The following is a 16,316-nucleotide window of genomic DNA, read 5'->3' as shown; positions in this document are numbered from 1 at the left end:
GCTTTACCTCAAATTTTTTCTGCTTATTTCACGGATAGAGTCAATACAGGGTTCAGCGCAGCAAATTCAGCATTGCTTTGGCAGTCTGTTCTTCCGTCACCAGTCCATTGATATATTGACCATGCAACGCGGCAATAATGGCTTCCGCTTTCTCTTCCCCTCCCGCGACGCCAATCACTGTCGGGATAGTTTTTAGTTCTGGCATGGAGATACCAATTAGCTCCTGATGAATCTGCATATCCTCCACCAGTTCACCATCAGCACGCATAAAATAGCCAAGGATATCGCCCACTGCGCCTTTGCGGCCAAACATGAGCTGTTCACCACCACTGATATAACCAGAACGCATAATTGTCGCCTGCTGTTTCTGATTAACCGCACCAATTCCAACAACAGCAATATCCGCCGCGCAAGCCGCCAGCAAAACATCACGGACACTGCTCTCCTGACGGAATGTTTCAGCAACCTGAGCGGTGGAAGCACGTAATGGGGCGGGGATAATACTAATTGAACAAGCCGCGTCCAGTTGACCAATACCGGTCATATAAGGACCGACGCCACCGGATAGTGTGACTAACCTAATTTGTTGCGATGAGATAAAGCCGCTTAGATGTTGCAATGTGCACATGGTGGTTTCACCAAATCCCACTGCCAATAATTGCTGCGGTTCAATCAACGCCATCAGCAAATGTGCCGCACCAATCCCCAATCTGACATTGAGATTCATATTTGCCAGCGCAGGTAAAACGCGCACCTGTTTCAAAGAGAAATGTTTTTGCAGGGTATCTTCCAGCGCCAAACACCCCTCATAACGAGAGTTAATTTGTACCCGAATGACACCTGATTGCCGCCCTTTCTCCAGTAATCTGGAGACTTTTAACCGGCTCAAACCAAGCAAATCGCCGATGTCGCCTTGTGTCAGGCCATCGTGATAGTAAAACCATGCAATACGCGCAAGCAGCTCTTCTTCACTCATGCTATTACCCGGATAGGTGTCCTCATTTTTCTCTTTAGCTGACTTTTCTTTCACTGATTTTATCGACATAACCACTTTCTTTTTATCCGCACTCAACAGATAACCATTAAAACGTATAACACGCCAGAGTCTTACTGCAAAAATTTGAACATAATTCAATGAATATGCAAATTTTTCACAAAATGTGATCTAAATATTGCCAATATCACAATTTAACAGCTACCATGTTGAACAATTGTTTTTTAAATATATAAATGTTCATTTTGTCTGCCTCCGCACCTGTATGTTAAGAGGATGCCGCGATGTTACATAACAACACCGCAGTACCACCACTATTAGAAGTCAGTGGCGTCAGTAAGCAATTTTCCGGCGTAATGGTACTGAAACATATTGATTTTACTCTGCTTCCCGGGCAGATACATGCTCTGTTAGGGGGTAATGGCGCGGGCAAATCAACACTGATGAAGATTATTGCCGGTATCGAGCAGCCAGATAAAGGCACTCTCAAGATTAGCGGTAATCATGTTAGCCATCTTAATCCCACTAAAGCCCATCAATTCGGTATTTATCTGATACCACAAGAACCATTGCTATTTCCGAATTTGTCTGTACAAGAAAACATTCTGTTTCGTTTGCCAAAGCATCAGGTAGATAAGTTTAAGATGAAACAGCTACTAGCATTACTTGGCTGCCAGTTAGATCTGCATGTCAGTGCTAGCAACCTTAATGTCGCCGATCAGCAATTGGTAGAAATTATGCGCGGCCTGATGCGTAATTCGAAAATCTTAATCCTTGATGAACCTACCGCTTCCCTGACACCAGCAGAAACCGAACGCCTATTTGCCCAGCTCCGTGAATTACAACAGCAAGGCGTCGGCATTATTTTTATTTCTCACAAAATCCCTGAAATCTATCAATTAGCGGATCAGGTCAGTGTCATGCGTGACGGTAGTATTGCTTTAAGCGGCGAAATCCGTGATTACACAACAGATGATATTATTCAGGCTATTACACCGGCCGCGCAAAATCAGCCGTTAAACGGCGCCCCAACATTGAGCCTGGATCTCAACAATAACCGGCACCGGACAGCGCCAGATCGACCAATACTGACAGTCACAAAACTGAGTGGCGAGGGTTTCAGCAATATCACATTCTCAGTGAAACCCGGTGAGATTCTTGGCTTGGCCGGCGTTGTCGGCGCAGGTCGTACCGAACTGGCTGAAACCCTTTATGGCCTGCGCCCTGCGATATCCGGTGAAGTCAAGTTAAAACAACACGCTATTAATGAGCTAACAACCGCTCAACGTCTGGCTCAGGGTTTGGTTTATTTGCCGGAAGATCGGCAGTCATCAGGACTATTTCTGGATTCATCACTCGGCTGGAATATCTGCTCACTAACCCACAACCGCGATACATTCTGGATACGCCCCGCCTATGACACCGCGGTCCTTGAACGCTATTGCCAAATCCTGAATATCAAATTCAGCCATATCAACCAGCCGATCAAAACGCTGTCCGGCGGTAATCAACAGAAAGTGCTGATTGCTAAATGTCTGGAAGCTCACCCCGCCGTCCTTATTATTGATGAACCTACACGTGGTGTGGATGTCGCGGCACGCAATGATATTTACCAACTGATTCGCCATATCGCCCAACAACAAGTGGCGATTATTTTTATTTCATCGGATCTGGATGAGGTGATTCAGATGGCTGATCGGGTGTTAGTCATGCATCAGGGAGAAATCAACGGCGAATTAACTAAGCAACAGATGGATGTTGACACCATTATGCATATCGCGTTCGGCGAACATAAACCACAACAGGCGGCATCATGTTGAAACTTATCCAGAATAACCGCGAAATTACCGCATTGATTGCTATTCTCTGTCTATTTGGCTTACTTAGTCTCATCGACCACCAGTACTTTAACTTACAAACTGTCACCCTCGTTTTCAGTAGCGCGCAGATCCTTATTTTGCTTGCAATGGGGGCGACACTAGTCATGCTGACTCGCAATATTGATGTTTCTGTCGGCTCCATTGCTGGCTTATGCGCGGTCATAATGGGAATGTCATTGAATGCCGGCTTTAGCCTGCCCGTTTCCTGCCTATTGACTCTTCTACTCGGTATGGGTGCCGGGTTCATCAATGGCGTACTGGTCGCATGGCTGAAAATTCCCGCGATTGTTACTACTCTCGGCACATTGGGGCTTTACCGCGGCCTGATGTTATTGCTGACTGACGGTAAATGGATTGAAGGTTTACCGGACGAATTAAAGCGCCTTTCCGCACCTTTATGGCTCAATATCTCACCTATCGGCTGGCTGTTAATGGTGCTGATATTAGCAATGGCGTGGACACTAGCAAAAACCCCATTTGGCCGGAGCTTTTACGCCACTGGGGACAACCTGCAAGGCGCTCGTCAACTGGGCGTTCGTACAGATAGCATTCAAATTATCGCCTTTTCCGTAAATGGCGTGATGGCCGCGCTGGCCGGGATTGTTTTTGCCTCCCAGATTGGCTTTATCCCAAATCAGACCGGTAATGGACTGGAAATGAGAGCTATCGCAGCTTGTGTGCTAGGCGGCGTCAGTCTGCTTGGCGGCACCGGTACCGTGATCGGCGCTATTTTAGGCGCATTTTTCCTGACGCAAATAAGCAGCGGATTAGTACTGCTAAAACTTCCTGCTTGGTGGAATGATTTTATTGCCGGATTTGTTCTGCTCGCGGTATTGATTTTTGATGGACGTCTTCGTTGTGCCATCGAAAAAAATATCCGCCAACAAAAATATGCCCGTTTCCTCAAAAACGATAAACGTAATCAGGTGACATAATGAGTATCGGTCAACGTTATGGTTGGGAGTTCGCCCTAGCCGCATTACTGATTATTGAAATTCTGCTATTTGGCATAGCAAACTCGCGCATGCTGGATATTAATATATTGTTGCTGAGTACCAGTGATTTTATTTGCATCGGGATTGTGGCCTTGCCGCTGACTATGGTTATTGTGAGTGGCGGTATCGATATTTCATTCGGCTCAACTATTGGTTTGTGTGCGATATCGCTCGGAGTGATGAATCAGGCCGGTATTCCAATGGCCGCCGCTATTCCACTGACGCTACTGGTCGGTGCAATATGTGGAATAATCAATGCCGCGCTAATTTTATATACCGGCATTAACCCACTGGTGATCACACTCGGTACCCTATATCTGTTCGGCGGCAGCGCCCTTCTGCTTTCCGGCATCTCCGGCGCAACCGGTTATGAAGGCATTGGCGGCTTTCCACAAGCGTTGACTGATTTTGCTAATTTGACTGTGTTTGGCCTGCCTATGCCATTAGTGCTGTTTCTACTCTGCCTCCTTATTTTCTGGCTGTTCATGCATCGTACCCACAGTGGTCGCAATATTTTTCTGATTGGACAAAGCAGTAAAGTTGCCCGTTACGCGGCAATTCCCATTGCCCGAACACTGTATCTTCTCTATACCCTGACCGGCGTAGCTTCTGCTATTGCCGCTATTGTATTAGTTTCTTATTTTGGATCAGCGCGCTCTGACCTTGGCGCGTCATTTTTGATGCCGGCAATCACCGCGGTAGTATTGGGAGGAGCCAATATTTACGGTGGTTCAGGTTCAATCATCGGCACCGCGCTGGCTATATTATTAATTGGTTATTTACAACAGGGATTACAGATGGCCGGCGTTCCCAATCAGGTATCCAGCGCCCTCTCCGGCGCCCTGTTGATTATTGCAGTGGTAGGACGTTCCATCAGCCTGCATCACCACCAAATTCGTGACTGGATACAGCGATGGCGAAATCAGAGGTTGTCTTCCTAAATCGACAGATTGAATTTTATGACATTACAGCCCCTCTGAAACCCAACAATATGGAGAGAGTAATGAAAACATTAATCCTGAAAAAACTGGCTCTAATTAGCCTATTAAGTCTGGCTTGCGCCTCTTGGGTACATGCCGCCGAAAGAATTGCTTTCATCCCTAAACTGGTCGGTGTCGGCTTTTTTACCAGTGGCGGCCAAGGCGCGGTAGCCGCCGGGAAAGCCCTGGGCGTCAATGTTACCTATGATGGACCGACAGAACCCAGTGTCGCCGGGCAAGTTCAGCTTATCAACAACTTCGTGAACCAAGGCTATGACGCTATCGTGGTCTCGGCGGTTTCACCGGATGGCCTATGCCCCGCGTTGAAACGGGCCATGCAACGGGGGGTGAAAATTCTAACCTGGGATTCAGACACCTCGCCGGAATGCCGTTCTATCTATATCAATCAGGGAACGCCAAACCAACTGGGCGGAATGCTGGTGGATATGGCGGCCAATCAGGTGCAAAAAAAGCAAGCCAAAGTCGCGTTTTTCTACTCCAGCCCAACAGTCACTGACCAAAACCAATGGGTAAAAGAAGCCAAAGATAAAATTGCCGCGGAACACCCAGGTTGGGAAATTGTCACCACCCAGTTTGGTTATAACGATGCAACTAAATCCTTACAAACCGCAGAGGGGATTTTAAAAGCCTGGAGTGATCTGGACGCCATTATTGCTCCGGATGCCAACGCTCTGCCTGCCGCGGCGCAAGCAGCAGAAAATCTGAAACGACAAGATGTTGCGATCGTCGGTTTCAGCACCCCCAATGTCATGCGTCCTTATGTTGAACGCGGAACCGTCAAGCAATTCGGACTCTGGGATGTGGTCAACCAAGGCAAAATATCAATTCATGTCGCCAATGAATTACTCAAGAAAGGTGATTTAAATGTCGGCGATAAACTAGATATTCCTGATATTGGCATTGTTGAAGTGGTACCAAACCGCGTTCAAGGCTACCGCTATGAAGCTAAAGGAAACGGTATTGTTGTTCTGCCTGAACGGGTCATTTTCACCAAAGACAATATCAATCAATACGATTTCTAATACTACGGCCCAGCAATCTCTACCATGCATGGTTGCTGGCCCAATGTCAGTGAGTTAGGAGAAGAAAAATGGCAGATTTAGATGATATTAAAGATGGTAAAGATTTTGGTATTGATATCCCGCAGAAGAACAGCCTGTTTGAACTGAAAGGCTGTGGCGCACTGGATTGGGGAATGCAATCACGACTTTCACGCATTTTTAATCCTAAAACCAATCGAACGGTTATGCTGGCTTTCGACCACGGTTATTTTCAGGGGCCAACAACCGGGCTTGAACGTATCGATATCAATATCGCTCCACTATTCCCCCATACCGATGTCTTGATGTGTACCCGTGGCATTCTGCGTAGTCAGGTTCCACCCGCGACTAATAAACCGGTGGTCCTGCGTGCTTCCGGCGCCAACTCGATTCTGACAGAGCTTTCCAATGAAGCGGTCGCGGTCGCGATGGAAGACGCTTTACGCCTGAATGTCTGTGCAGTAGCCGCTCAGGTCTATATCGGCTCTGAATATGAGCATCAGTCAATTAAGAACATTATCAAATTAGTCGATCAGGGAATGCGTTACGGTATGCCAACAATGGCAGTCACCGGCGTTGGTAAAGATATGGTTCGGGATCAGCGTTATTTTTCTCTGGCGACGCGTATTGCGGCCGAAATGGGCGCCCAAATCATTAAAACTTACTATGTCGATACAGGCTTTGAACGTATTGCCAGCGGATGCCCGGTTCCTATTGTCATTGCGGGTGGTAAAAAGTTACCAGAAAAAGAAGCTCTGGAGATGTGTTACCAGGCCATTGATCAAGGAGCTGCCGGTGTTGATATGGGCCGTAATATATTCCAATCCGAAGCGCCGGTCGCCATGTTAAAAGCGGTTCAAGCCGTCGTACACCAGAATGAGAATGCCAGCAAAGCTTACGAGTTATTTTTAAGTGAAAAACAATAAGGAGAATATAAGATGCACGTAACTTTGGTTGAAATTAATGTTAAGCAGGACAAATTAGACGAATTTATTGAAGTTTTTCGCCTTAATCATCTGGGGTCAATTAAAGAAGCAGGCAATTTACGTTTTGATGTATTACGTGATGAAAATATCCCTACCCGCTTTTATATTTATGAAGCCTATGTTGATGAAAACGCGGCTAACATACACAAACAAACTCCTCATTATCTACAATGTGTTGAGCATCTTGAATCCCTAATGTCTGAACCAAGGAAGAAGAGATCGTTTATAGGTGTGATGCCGGAAATAAAATAAATATCCCCGTCATCTTTCAAGCTGCCTCTTTGTTGGCTGCACTCACTCACCCCGGTCACATAGTTTTCTATGCTCCCGGGGATTTTGACGCTCCCTGTAATTTTTGGTCTTTTCTCTTAACCATGCCCTCCCCCTTCCAGTTCTTCCCTAGCGGCAATAAGTACTTGCTCTGGCATTGTTCTCAGAACTTCTTTAGGTTTCTTATTACCTAACCAACTATTATTCGAACCAAACCAAACAGCCAATCCCCAAGAGGTTTTTTTATCACCAAATAATGTGATGATTTTCTTAATAATATCAAGCGGTTTAAAATCTTCATCTAAAGCATATTGAGGAAAATAACCTTTACCATCAATCGTAATCGCAAAAATCTTATTACTGTTTTTCCATCTGTTTGGCCCTACACTCTTATTGCTGGATTTAAACCCATATCCATTTGAAACAGCCTCTGAGGTCAACCAGATTGAATCTGATAGGATTGACTCCTTTAAAGCTTTTCGACGTGCTGAGAAACGAGCGTCACGATCTTGCTTCTGTGCAGATGATAGTTTCCTGACAGAATTATCTGCCTTTATCTTATTGAACTCTTTCTTTTTGGGTTGAATCCTAGGTTCTGCTTTCTGATTCACTTTTTTATCGGCCTTAAGTACAGGGAACCATGTTTAAGTTTCGTTGCCATCTCAGTAGCAACCTGATCCATATCCAAACCTTCACCAGTAAAATTAGCTGGAATATTTTTTAACTCAGTTGTCCCTCGTTGAGCAAACTCAACAAAATTAATAATCTCTTCATACATATGTGCAGGCACAGCATAGAACTGGATCTGATTGTTTGATGAGACAGCAATAGCATCTCCTTGGGCTTCCGCCAAAGCTGCGCTAGGATTGGCTTTGAACTTGCTTATCGGTATGGTGTAACCACACATAACCTTCTGTAACATATAAAATACCTCCACTTAACACTGCCGTATATAGCTCTAAATATAGAGCTATATTTGGAGACCACTAACATCTCGTAGATTAATAAGTTATTAATTTACAGGGTTCTCATAATAAACCAGTACACTCTGATCATGTTTTTACTTCTCAGGACTATACTGTGAAGCAGTATATATTTGCAACTCGCGGGGCTAACACGGCATCAATATTCCTCATTCTCCTCCATGTTCTTTCTTTATAAACCTCTATTCATATTTATTCTCCAAGAATAACGCTACGTTTTCCTTGCTTATCACTAAAATCAACAAGTAATAATTCCCAACAGAATCTCTCAAAGTCACAATCTGCATTACTGAATGTCGTATTAATAATACCGATATCGCCCAATAAACAATTGCTTTAAAACCAACCAAAAAGGTTGACTTTTGATCAAATTTCGCTATTTTTGAGGAATGGAAAGAACCTTGATTAGCATTCTCCTCTTTGATACTAACTTGGAATATTTTTAAATATGCTTTCCAAACAGGCAAGCATACTTATGTTTTACCTTCTTGGCAGCATGACGAAAGTTAGAAGAAAAAGAGACGAGTCTGACAACCAAACTACTTTCTTATCTACATCATTCATACCAATGACATAGGAGTAAATATATTTTGGCTGATTTAGTGCCAATCCCAATAGGCGTAATTGTTGCAGGCAGTTTGAACACGGACAGCGCGGAAAAACCGGAGCGTACACGTAGTACGTGAGGATTTTGAGCACTGCCCAGGTTCAAAATGGCAAATAAAATAGCCCTATTGGGATAGGCCGTTAATTTATTTGACGATAAAAGGGCGAAATCAGGGACTCATCTCCGCGGGTTGTTCATCAATTGACTCGATTGGTAATAAATACCAAGTTAACCATCAAGATGAAATTCTGGTTTACGGTTTGAGCCACTCAATGTTACGTAAGAAAAACATTAAACATCAACCGGTGATAATTAGAAAACCCATTGATAAATCAACGCCTCTGTTAGGTGTTGCAATTTCCAATAATGAAGTAATGGATTGTTTTATTAACCATTATCGGACAAGTTTAAATGGAGGATTAGAATTATATTTTAATTTAAAGCTAATCGGAGCTCAAATATTGGAATACAGTGTACTCCATCCCAACTCTTTAGAAAATAATGACCAGCAACCAACACTATCGTTAATATATAAAAGTATAACGTGGAACCATATTATCGCAGGGACCGGCGGTTATAGTATATGGGAAGATACGGTATATTAATGCCAATAAGATACCACCTCCCAAACGGGAGGTATTTAGATAAACTTCAAAATAAACTTCACTCTGTAATCCATTGAATAAATATCAATCATTTTCTTTTTCTTTTTCTTTTTCTTTTTCTTTTTCTTTTTCTTTTTCTTTTTCTTCACTATCAGGTTTATTCATAGTAAGAAGACAAGAATATGCAATTGCAAAAAACAAAGCACCAAACCGGATTGATCTATAATCATAAATATTAAAATAATGTGGAAATATATATACCAGTACACCGCCATTTACAGCAATATTATGTTGAATAGTATTAACAACCACAAAAATAACAGTAAAAAGCACCGCTCGAATATAACCCTTTACATATCCCCTCAGCTTAAAAAGTACAATAAGCACGAAAGTAGACATTGCGTAATAAATAATTACAAAAAAGATATTATAATTGGATAACGTTATACCATCACTCATCTTTTTCACCATTATCTCTGTTTTCCTTTTCTTTACTATAGGGTCTATCCATAATAAGAAGACAAGGATATAAAAATAAAAGAAAATTAGCACCATATCTAATTGAATCATAATCATAAATACTAAAATAATGTGGGAATATATATACCAGCACACCACCATTTACAAAAATACCATATTGAATAGCACCAACAACCACAATAATAACAGTAAAAATCACCTCTCTAATATAGCCCCTGACATATTCACTCAGCTTAAACAGTACAATAAGCACCAAAATAGACATTACGTAATAAATAATTACAAAAAAGACATTGTAATAGGATAATGTCACATCATCATTCATTTTTTTCACCATCATTTCCACTTTGCTTTTCTCTTTCCTCACGATCAAATTTGCTCACAGGCATCAGACAGCAATATACAATAAAGAAAAACAAAGCACCAAACCGAATTGAGCTATAATCGTAAATACTAAAATAATGTGGATATATATATATCAGAACGCCGCCATTTAATAAAATATTATATTGAATAACAGTAAAAACCAAAAGAATAACAGTAAAAACAACCGCTTGAATATAAATTTTTACGTACCCCCTCAACTTAAACAGTACAATAAGCACGAAAATAGACATTGTGTAATAAATAATTACAAAAAAGACATTGTAATAGGATAATGTCACATCATCATTCATTTTTCTCACCTTTAGAAATCGAATAAATACCGAAACTAGTCACAAGATCACCAGTAATCTCAGCAAGCAAAGGTATCCTCCCCATCACCTGCCACCCTCTGATGTAATCAGTTTTTATATACCGAAATAAACGAAACGTTCCGGGCCTCACAACAGATCTTGCTATTCCGTACCCAGACAACGCCAGATCTACATAACCGTAAATTCTATCACCATCAGTTTCACTATAACCAAGCGTTTTAGCTGCATCACGATATACCCGTTATCTTTCAAGTTGCCTCTTTGTTGGCTGCACTCGCTCACCCCGGTCACATAGTTATCTATGCTCCCGGGGATTCACTCCCTTGCCGTCGCGATGCATCTTGAAATCCATAGGGTATAAACATCTCTTACCGGACCTGAAACCTCTTTTCTTAATAACAGGTAATACCCATTCTCATAAACATTATTTCCTCCCTGTATCAGTAGAGGTACACCAAAACCCGCACAAGCGGTGCCAAGAGAGGCCACGCATACGCCAAGACCAGCAAAGATTTGAGAACCACCGCTAACAAAACCAATTCCTTTCAAAGTTAAATTGATTGTTTCATCCCCTTCTTCTTTTTTTTCTTTTTGAACAATCATATATATCTGGCTATCATTCATTAACAGGTCAAATTCCTGTCTCTTTAGGTTATCTATTTCATCTTGCAGGATTGCAATACCACCATCAACAGACAAACAATTTGTACCTATCTCATGATTAACCCTTGTGATTAGTTCATTTATTTCAAAAAGGAAACGACACCCGCTTCTAGCATCAGAAAGATATCTAAAATTAAGCTTGGATGATATCTCATGTAATTCTTTAATTTTGAGTTCTAAATAATGCAAACTCTGTCTTGATGAAAATGCCATGTTAAACCTCTATAACTCGTTAATTTTGACTCATACCGATCCCCAAACAATGTGATAACCATTCCATGATCCTGTCCAAAAGAACATTGTAAGCCCTTAACCTTAGGATGCTGATTCTAAACTCCAATGGATAACCGTTATATAAAAAGGTCCTCATCCACGGCTGAATCAGATAGCTATGATTTGGTCCCACATGATCCTAATTCCTGACAATACCTATTAAGGCACTCCAATATCGAGAAATGCTTTTCCATAGCGGATACCCAGATTATCTGGGCCATACAATATCTTTACGACCTCTATCAAATCAAACCAAATCCATTAAATCACAATAATAGAACAATAAATAGTCTTTTCTTCCCCAAATATTCTATCTTCTAAATACTAACCATTATTCAAACCTAATTTTTTAAACGCTACCTATTCTTTAACAATAACAATTATATCCCCATAGAGTTTCTCATCCCTAAATAACCCGGTTATTTTCATTAATAAGATCAAGAGGATTAAAATCTTTATACTATTTTACTACCTAATACGCTTTAAATTCATTGCCCTGCTATGTGCTGTTATTTCCTTACTTATACGATTAGAATTTCATTTGAAATAACGTTTTCCATACCGGCTTAACGCAAAAGTCAGCAATATCAGTCAGGCAATGTCTCTTATGTTCAGGCGGAGAAGAGCTACGCGATTTCCCACTGTACTTTCACTACTTTAACTTTGTACATGAAGTCGCTACACATGAATTACTGACGGATATTTACTTACCGCTTAAATAGAGGCTTGTATCACCAAGCATATATCTTACAACACGTTATTAACAGTTCGCTCAAAACCTCGAAAGAACGGTACGGTCGTATTGGAGGATGGCTGCCAGCCAGCCTCCAGCATTTCATCAATAAGAATGTACAACCTCATTAATTTTTACTCAGATTAATTGGATAACTCTTTTTGGGTTATTCTCATTTTTTTCTATTAATAATAATTTCATCAAAATCATTATTACGCGTCAGCCATAGAGAAAGCGCTTTCAGCGAATCAGGGGTGAATTCATCACAGCGAGCGGTTATCTCCTCCGGCGTCAACCAGCACACATCATCAATTTCCGCTTCCTGTAAAGCAAACGGACCATGACTGATGCAACTGAATAATGCGCCACAAATACGGCAATCTTCTGCTTCATAATAAAAACTACCATGTTCCGCGAAAGGCACACCGGCAATACCTAATTCTTCTTCTGCTTCGCGTCGGGCAGAATCCAACATATTTTCACCCGCCATCACAACACCGCCTGCGGTCGCGTCCAGCTTTCCCGGATAAAAATCTTTAGTCACTGTACGATGTTGAACCAAAATCTTTCCCATGCCGTTGTGAACGACGATATAAGTCGCACGGTGTCGTAAACGTTGGGCGCGCATTTGCCGACGCGTAGCCTGAGCAATGACTTCATTATTTTCATTAACGATATCGATCCACTCAACACTCACTACATTCTCTTGTTCCATCTTCAAAAACCTTTTTTATTAGCAAAAACTTGCAAATCTACAAAATGTTTATTCTACTCAAAACAACCAAATCGATAAGGGCCCTACGAAGTTATTCGTTTCAGACGGCTCATGCAACCTTTTCACTAAACTTGGAATAGAACTGTAAAGAAACTGTAGTCTGATAAGATTTTTACTGGTAATGATAACAGGGTTGATAACTTCATCTTATCAACCCTTAAAATTAGAAAAGAGAAATCTAAACCGTCGTCCGACCATATTTCTCATTATGGCGACATTATTTTCTAGCGTTCTATTTATCCGGTTATAAATGTCAATTCGTTAATCTTAATATTTAACTTATTCATCTCTATTTTATCATAACTCTTTCTCAATCCGCGTAGCAATATTGGTATAACGTGCTAAGGCCAAAATACCACGTTTATCTTGCCGAGTATCAATAAGTGCTAGCTCTAATTGAGCATCCATATTCAAAAACAATGCATTACGTTGCCGAATATCAGGAATAATATCATTCCTTTCATTCATTGTTTTTTCAAATAATTTTTTCTGTTCTTGATAAAAAGAATATTTATCGGGAGCAAACAATTCTGCAATTCTATCACCAATGTAATGAATATAGTTAAGCATACGGTGATCAGGGACACCTAAAGCATATTTTAAGGTCGGGTTTGCATTACGTGGGAACCATTTATCCCTATCAGCACTACTTATCTGTTTAAAAAATTCCTTTTGAATCTCCGATGCCATCTTCATATTATCTTCAGTTTCATGATTCAGTGACGGAATCAAATACAATTTTGCCATGACAGGCAATACCTCTGTAAGCCGTATAAAGTTGTTTGAATCATCCTTTTTTAAAGTCTCAATAATAAGATCAGCCTTATAAAAATGAACTATTTCTCCATGATGTAAAAAAACCTCCTGACCTTTCGTCAAACCCAACAATTCAATAGCACTAAATAGATAACCCAATGGTCCCCAATAATTATAAAGCCAGTTATCCAAATCTTTTTCCGGGGGCATAGAGGGAACCAAATCATTTTCATTCACATGACGGTAATGTGTCATATTTTCCAATTCTTGTACCGCGCTGCGAGTTAATGTCCGAGGCATCCCATAGCTATACAAGCAAGGATGATACTCTTTCAGTTGGGCACTATGCAATAATCCTAAAGCGCCACCTAAACTATGTCCACAAACAAATACGTTTCGGTTTTTAGCTAAATTAATAATTTTATGAAACATATTTTCATCAGAACCGGGAACTTTTAACTGACCAATAAGATTAAACGCCTCCCAAAATCCCCTATGAACTTTACCATTATTAATAAAACCACTGCATACCCCATCTGGTTCACAACCCAATTTCAATGGTTGATACATAATATCAGTAATGGCGTCATCAACACTCGCTGTCCCTCGCCAACTGATAATAATATCCTGTTGATTAGCTGCATAAAATAATTCCGTATCTCCTATCCCGCTTTCACCCGCTTTTGAATCAATAAATACAACATCAGTGTAACGTTCACTAAATGGCACATCATAAACAATCGGCGTGCGCGCTATTTTTTCCACTTTACCGGGCAATTGAGATATATCCAGCATCTGTCGGTTAAAAAAATGAGTAATAGAACCTGCTATATCGACATTATCATCAAAATATGACAGTAATCCCATTAATGCCAAATTATAAGCATTCACCAGGGAATAATCTTTCTGATGATGTAACAATAGTACCCATGCACGAAATGGACATACTTCCAAAACATACCGGCAATTTGTTGAGAGAACACGAAAACCTTTCGGTACCGAATCCGGGAAATGATAGCGTGGCGGTTTCTCTTCTATCCATTTATCAATTACAGGCAAGCCATCACTTATCTGTCCAATCGTCACATAATGGTGTTGATGACCTTCCGTTTCCGCTTTTGGTTTGACAACTGACGCCCTAATACTGCGTTTTTCCCGTAATGGACGTTGTTCCATTTCATCAGCTAATGGTTGAGCGCTGATATATAACGTCACCGCATCAGGTGATAAGTTTTCTTCCCTAAGCAATCCTTGATTATTAGTCACACCTTTGCGTTCATCTCGGAACCTCCCGCTACTTATCAGACGATAAGGCATATTCACTAATGGATTACCTTGTTCATCAACTAATTGGAACTCCACCCAATGTTCTGTAGTTCTTTGGCTATCAATAATATCACGTGGGCATAATTCGCTCATAATTATTATCTCCCTCTTTTTATTCTGGAGTATTAATTCGACACTTATTATTAGGTCGATACATCAATAATAGTGGGAGAGAAAATTCATTCACTCAAGTATGTAATTGTAATAAAATTCAATAAATGCAAAACGAATATCATTATGAAAAACATAAGGTAAAAAATGGCAACCAAATAACAATGCAGATCATTGATTTATTTAATTTCACAAATACTAAATCCACAAAAAATAAAAACCAAAAATTCATTATTCCGATATAGAGTTATCATCACCAAAAAATTAAAAAATAATAGTTTGATTTACATAAGAAAAAAATATCCATACTAACCGTCATGATTAATCATTAAATTTTATTTTCAATGAATTAAATAATGAAAAAATTCCATCCATACTCAATCAAAACAGAAATAAGAAATTAGTTAATAATTTATCATTGATAGCATATTTTCATTAGTCACCACGCGATATATTCGTTCTATTCCCTCAGTCCATAAGGCCCCCAAAACCATCACTGAGAGTAAGATTGAAATTGACTATTCACCTTATCCCGCTAGATTTAGCGCCAAATTCTTCATAGAAACCAACCGTCACTATATGTTGACGATATTATTTAGTTACCACCAAGAACCCATCCATTTGATTAATTCTTACAATATTTTTGTCTATTTTTGATAGACGATCCTGTTCCTCGACCACATAATTTAGGCAATATTTTACTATTAATTTTTTTGATGAGATTTATTTATGTCCAAATTAGAAAAGTTATGCGCAGATTTTGCCGCTCAGACCAACATTATGTTGAATCTTTCTACCGGCGCAGTGCAATTGAACATCGGTGATTATGGCCCTTGGTGGTTAGAAGTGGATTCAACAAGAACAACACTGACTTTTCATCATACGGTGGCTTCGTTTGTGAATAGTGATGCGGAATTTTGGCTCTCATTAAACAGTAATATAAACATGCTTGGAGGAGCATGGCTTGCATTACATCAGCCAACGCAAACTATTCGTCTCTGTTTATTACAAGATATAGAACGAATCGATGCTACTGACTTGGCTAATATTCTGGGGAACCTGCAAAAAATAAGAGCTGAACTTCCTTTTCCAGAAACTAAACCCACCACTTCCGCTTCGGCCAACGATATTTTTGTTTGA

At 40.6% G+C, this 16,316-nt stretch carries 17 protein-coding genes and 2 pseudogenes; 9 read left to right on the top strand and 10 right to left on the bottom strand.

Annotated features, from left to right (window positions below; genetic code table 11):
- Window positions 1-52: 52 nt before the first annotated feature.
- Complete coding sequence (lsrR, locus tag Phpb_RS10945) at window positions 53-1,045, bottom strand: transcriptional regulator LsrR (RefSeq protein ID WP_109396617.1); 993 nt, start codon at window positions 1,043-1,045, stop codon at window positions 53-55.
- A gap of 233 nt (window positions 1,046-1,278) precedes the next feature.
- On the opposite strand from lsrR, the gene lsrA reads away from it, so the two are divergent.
- From lsrA to lsrG, 6 genes are all read left to right on the top strand, one after another.
- Window positions 1,279-2,814 (top strand): autoinducer 2 ABC transporter ATP-binding protein LsrA, encoded by a 1,536-nt coding sequence (gene lsrA / locus Phpb_RS10940; protein WP_065390361.1) that lies wholly within the window; start codon window positions 1,279-1,281, stop codon window positions 2,812-2,814.
- A complete protein-coding gene (gene lsrC / locus Phpb_RS10935; RefSeq protein WP_065390360.1) occupies window positions 2,808-3,809 on the top strand; it encodes an autoinducer 2 ABC transporter permease LsrC in 1,002 nt (333 codons plus the stop codon). Before lsrA ends, lsrC begins: the two co-directional genes overlap by 7 nt.
- Window positions 3,809-4,810, top strand: coding sequence for an autoinducer 2 ABC transporter permease LsrD (lsrD, locus tag Phpb_RS10930; RefSeq protein ID WP_065390359.1), 1,002 nt, complete (start codon window positions 3,809-3,811; stop codon window positions 4,808-4,810). The genes lsrC and lsrD overlap by 1 nt, the downstream gene beginning before the upstream one ends.
- A gap of 62 nt (window positions 4,811-4,872) precedes the next feature.
- A complete protein-coding gene (lsrB, locus tag Phpb_RS10925; protein ID WP_065390358.1) occupies window positions 4,873-5,892 on the top strand; it encodes an autoinducer 2 ABC transporter substrate-binding protein LsrB in 1,020 nt (339 codons plus the stop codon).
- Window positions 5,893-5,960: 68 nt separating this feature from the next.
- Window positions 5,961-6,836, top strand: a complete 876-nt coding sequence (lsrF, locus tag Phpb_RS10920; protein ID WP_011147358.1) for a 3-hydroxy-5-phosphonooxypentane-2,4-dione thiolase — start codon at window positions 5,961-5,963, stop codon at window positions 6,834-6,836.
- Between the two features lie 12 nt (window positions 6,837-6,848).
- Window positions 6,849-7,148: a (4S)-4-hydroxy-5-phosphonooxypentane-2,3-dione isomerase gene (gene lsrG, locus Phpb_RS10915; protein WP_065390357.1), complete on the top strand. Its 300-nt coding sequence runs from the start codon at window positions 6,849-6,851 to the stop codon at window positions 7,146-7,148.
- A 116-nt stretch (window positions 7,149-7,264) separates the two neighbouring features.
- Here the strand turns inward: lsrG and Phpb_RS25455 are convergent, their stop codons facing one another.
- Window positions 7,265-7,777, bottom strand: coding sequence for a hypothetical protein (locus Phpb_RS25455; RefSeq protein ID WP_065390356.1), 513 nt, complete (start codon window positions 7,775-7,777; stop codon window positions 7,265-7,267).
- Window positions 7,774-8,088 (bottom strand): antitoxin of toxin-antitoxin stability system, encoded by a 315-nt coding sequence (locus Phpb_RS10905; protein WP_065390355.1) that lies wholly within the window; start codon window positions 8,086-8,088, stop codon window positions 7,774-7,776. The genes Phpb_RS25455 and Phpb_RS10905 overlap by 4 nt, the downstream gene beginning before the upstream one ends.
- Before the next feature lie 811 nt (window positions 8,089-8,899).
- Here Phpb_RS10905 and Phpb_RS10895 point away from each other — a divergent pair.
- The gene (locus tag Phpb_RS10895; protein ID WP_065390353.1) at window positions 8,900-9,361 is read left to right on the top strand and encodes an Hcp family type VI secretion system effector; all 462 of its coding nucleotides are present in this window, start codon (window positions 8,900-8,902) and stop codon (window positions 9,359-9,361) included.
- 84 nt (window positions 9,362-9,445) lie between these two features.
- On the opposite strand, the gene Phpb_RS10890 is transcribed toward Phpb_RS10895, so the two are convergent.
- The 5 genes and pseudogenes from Phpb_RS10890 to Phpb_RS27240 all read right to left on the bottom strand — a co-directional run bounded on the left by Phpb_RS10890 (window position 9,446) and on the right by Phpb_RS27240 (window position 11,415).
- Window positions 9,446-9,820: a hypothetical protein gene (locus Phpb_RS10890; RefSeq protein ID WP_065390352.1), complete on the bottom strand. Its 375-nt coding sequence runs from the start codon at window positions 9,818-9,820 to the stop codon at window positions 9,446-9,448.
- On the bottom strand, window positions 9,813-10,166 hold the full coding sequence (locus Phpb_RS10885; protein WP_065390351.1) for a hypothetical protein: 354 nt from the start codon (window positions 10,164-10,166) through the stop codon (window positions 9,813-9,815). The genes Phpb_RS10890 and Phpb_RS10885 overlap by 8 nt, the downstream gene beginning before the upstream one ends.
- Window positions 10,159-10,518, bottom strand: coding sequence for a hypothetical protein (locus Phpb_RS10880; protein ID WP_065390350.1), 360 nt, complete (start codon window positions 10,516-10,518; stop codon window positions 10,159-10,161). Before Phpb_RS10880 ends, Phpb_RS10885 begins: the two co-directional genes overlap by 8 nt.
- Window positions 10,511-10,765, bottom strand: a pseudogene (locus Phpb_RS27245) (DUF4225 domain-containing protein); the annotation flags it as partial. The gene Phpb_RS10880 and the pseudogene Phpb_RS27245, both read right to left, overlap by 8 nt.
- Window positions 10,766-10,854: 89 nt before the next feature.
- A complete protein-coding gene (locus tag Phpb_RS27240) occupies window positions 10,855-11,415 on the bottom strand; it encodes a DUF4225 domain-containing protein (RefSeq protein ID WP_065390349.1) in 561 nt (186 codons plus the stop codon).
- A 677-nt stretch (window positions 11,416-12,092) separates the two neighbouring features.
- On the opposite strand from Phpb_RS27240, the pseudogene Phpb_RS24885 reads away from it, so the two are divergent.
- A pseudogene (locus tag Phpb_RS24885) lies at window positions 12,093-12,197 on the top strand (AraC family transcriptional regulator); the annotation flags it as partial.
- 183 nt (window positions 12,198-12,380) lie between these two features.
- Here the strand turns inward: Phpb_RS24885 and yfcD are convergent.
- Together yfcD and Phpb_RS10865 are read right to left on the bottom strand one after the other, a co-directional pair.
- Window positions 12,381-12,923 carry an NUDIX hydrolase YfcD gene (yfcD, locus tag Phpb_RS10870; RefSeq protein ID WP_065390348.1) on the bottom strand — a complete coding sequence of 181 codons (543 nt, stop codon included), beginning with the start codon at window positions 12,921-12,923 and terminating at the stop codon, window positions 12,381-12,383.
- Between the two features lie 357 nt (window positions 12,924-13,280).
- Entirely contained in the window at window positions 13,281-15,158 is a 1,878-nt protein-coding gene (locus Phpb_RS10865; protein WP_065390347.1) for a lipase family protein, read from the bottom strand.
- Between the two features lie 747 nt (window positions 15,159-15,905).
- On the opposite strand from Phpb_RS10865, the gene Phpb_RS10860 reads away from it, so the two are divergent.
- The gene (locus Phpb_RS10860; protein ID WP_065390346.1) at window positions 15,906-16,316 is read left to right on the top strand and encodes a type III secretion system chaperone; all 411 of its coding nucleotides are present in this window, start codon (window positions 15,906-15,908) and stop codon (window positions 16,314-16,316) included.

The sequence above is a fragment of the Photorhabdus namnaonensis genome, from assembly GCF_001684335.1.
Lineage (GTDB): Bacteria > Pseudomonadota > Gammaproteobacteria > Enterobacterales > Enterobacteriaceae > Photorhabdus > Photorhabdus namnaonensis.
This window is presented reverse-complemented; position numbering and strand designations above follow the sequence as displayed.

What these genes read in the sequence shown, in the direction of transcription:
- Phpb_RS10890 (WP_065390352.1), bottom strand. Translation starts at nt 9,820, where the DNA reads ATGAGTGATGGTATAACGTTATCCAATTATAATATCTTTTTTGTAATT.
- lsrB (WP_065390358.1), top strand. Translation starts at nt 4,873, where the DNA reads ATGAAAACATTAATCCTGAAAAAACTGGCTCTAATTAGCCTATTAAGT.
- lsrD (WP_065390359.1), top strand. Translation starts at nt 3,809, where the DNA reads ATGAGTATCGGTCAACGTTATGGTTGGGAGTTCGCCCTAGCCGCATTA.
- Phpb_RS10880 (WP_065390350.1), bottom strand. Translation starts at nt 10,518, where the DNA reads ATGAATGATGATGTGACATTATCCTATTACAATGTCTTTTTTGTAATT.
- Phpb_RS27240 (WP_065390349.1), bottom strand. Translation starts at nt 11,415, where the DNA reads ATGGCATTTTCATCAAGACAGAGTTTGCATTATTTAGAACTCAAAATT.
- Phpb_RS10860 (WP_065390346.1), top strand. Translation starts at nt 15,906, where the DNA reads ATGTCCAAATTAGAAAAGTTATGCGCAGATTTTGCCGCTCAGACCAAC.
- lsrF (WP_011147358.1), top strand. Translation starts at nt 5,961, where the DNA reads ATGGCAGATTTAGATGATATTAAAGATGGTAAAGATTTTGGTATTGAT.
- Phpb_RS10885 (WP_065390351.1), bottom strand. Translation starts at nt 10,166, where the DNA reads ATGAATGATGATGTGACATTATCCTATTACAATGTCTTTTTTGTAATT.
- lsrA (WP_065390361.1), top strand. Translation starts at nt 1,279, where the DNA reads ATGTTACATAACAACACCGCAGTACCACCACTATTAGAAGTCAGTGGC.
- yfcD (WP_065390348.1), bottom strand. Translation starts at nt 12,923, where the DNA reads ATGGAACAAGAGAATGTAGTGAGTGTTGAGTGGATCGATATCGTTAAT.
- lsrR (WP_109396617.1), bottom strand. Translation starts at nt 1,045, where the DNA reads ATGTCGATAAAATCAGTGAAAGAAAAGTCAGCTAAAGAGAAAAATGAG.
- lsrG (WP_065390357.1), top strand. Translation starts at nt 6,849, where the DNA reads ATGCACGTAACTTTGGTTGAAATTAATGTTAAGCAGGACAAATTAGAC.
- lsrC (WP_065390360.1), top strand. Translation starts at nt 2,808, where the DNA reads ATGTTGAAACTTATCCAGAATAACCGCGAAATTACCGCATTGATTGCT.
- Phpb_RS10905 (WP_065390355.1), bottom strand. Translation starts at nt 8,088, where the DNA reads ATGTTACAGAAGGTTATGTGTGGTTACACCATACCGATAAGCAAGTTC.
- Phpb_RS10865 (WP_065390347.1), bottom strand. Translation starts at nt 15,158, where the DNA reads ATGAGCGAATTATGCCCACGTGATATTATTGATAGCCAAAGAACTACA.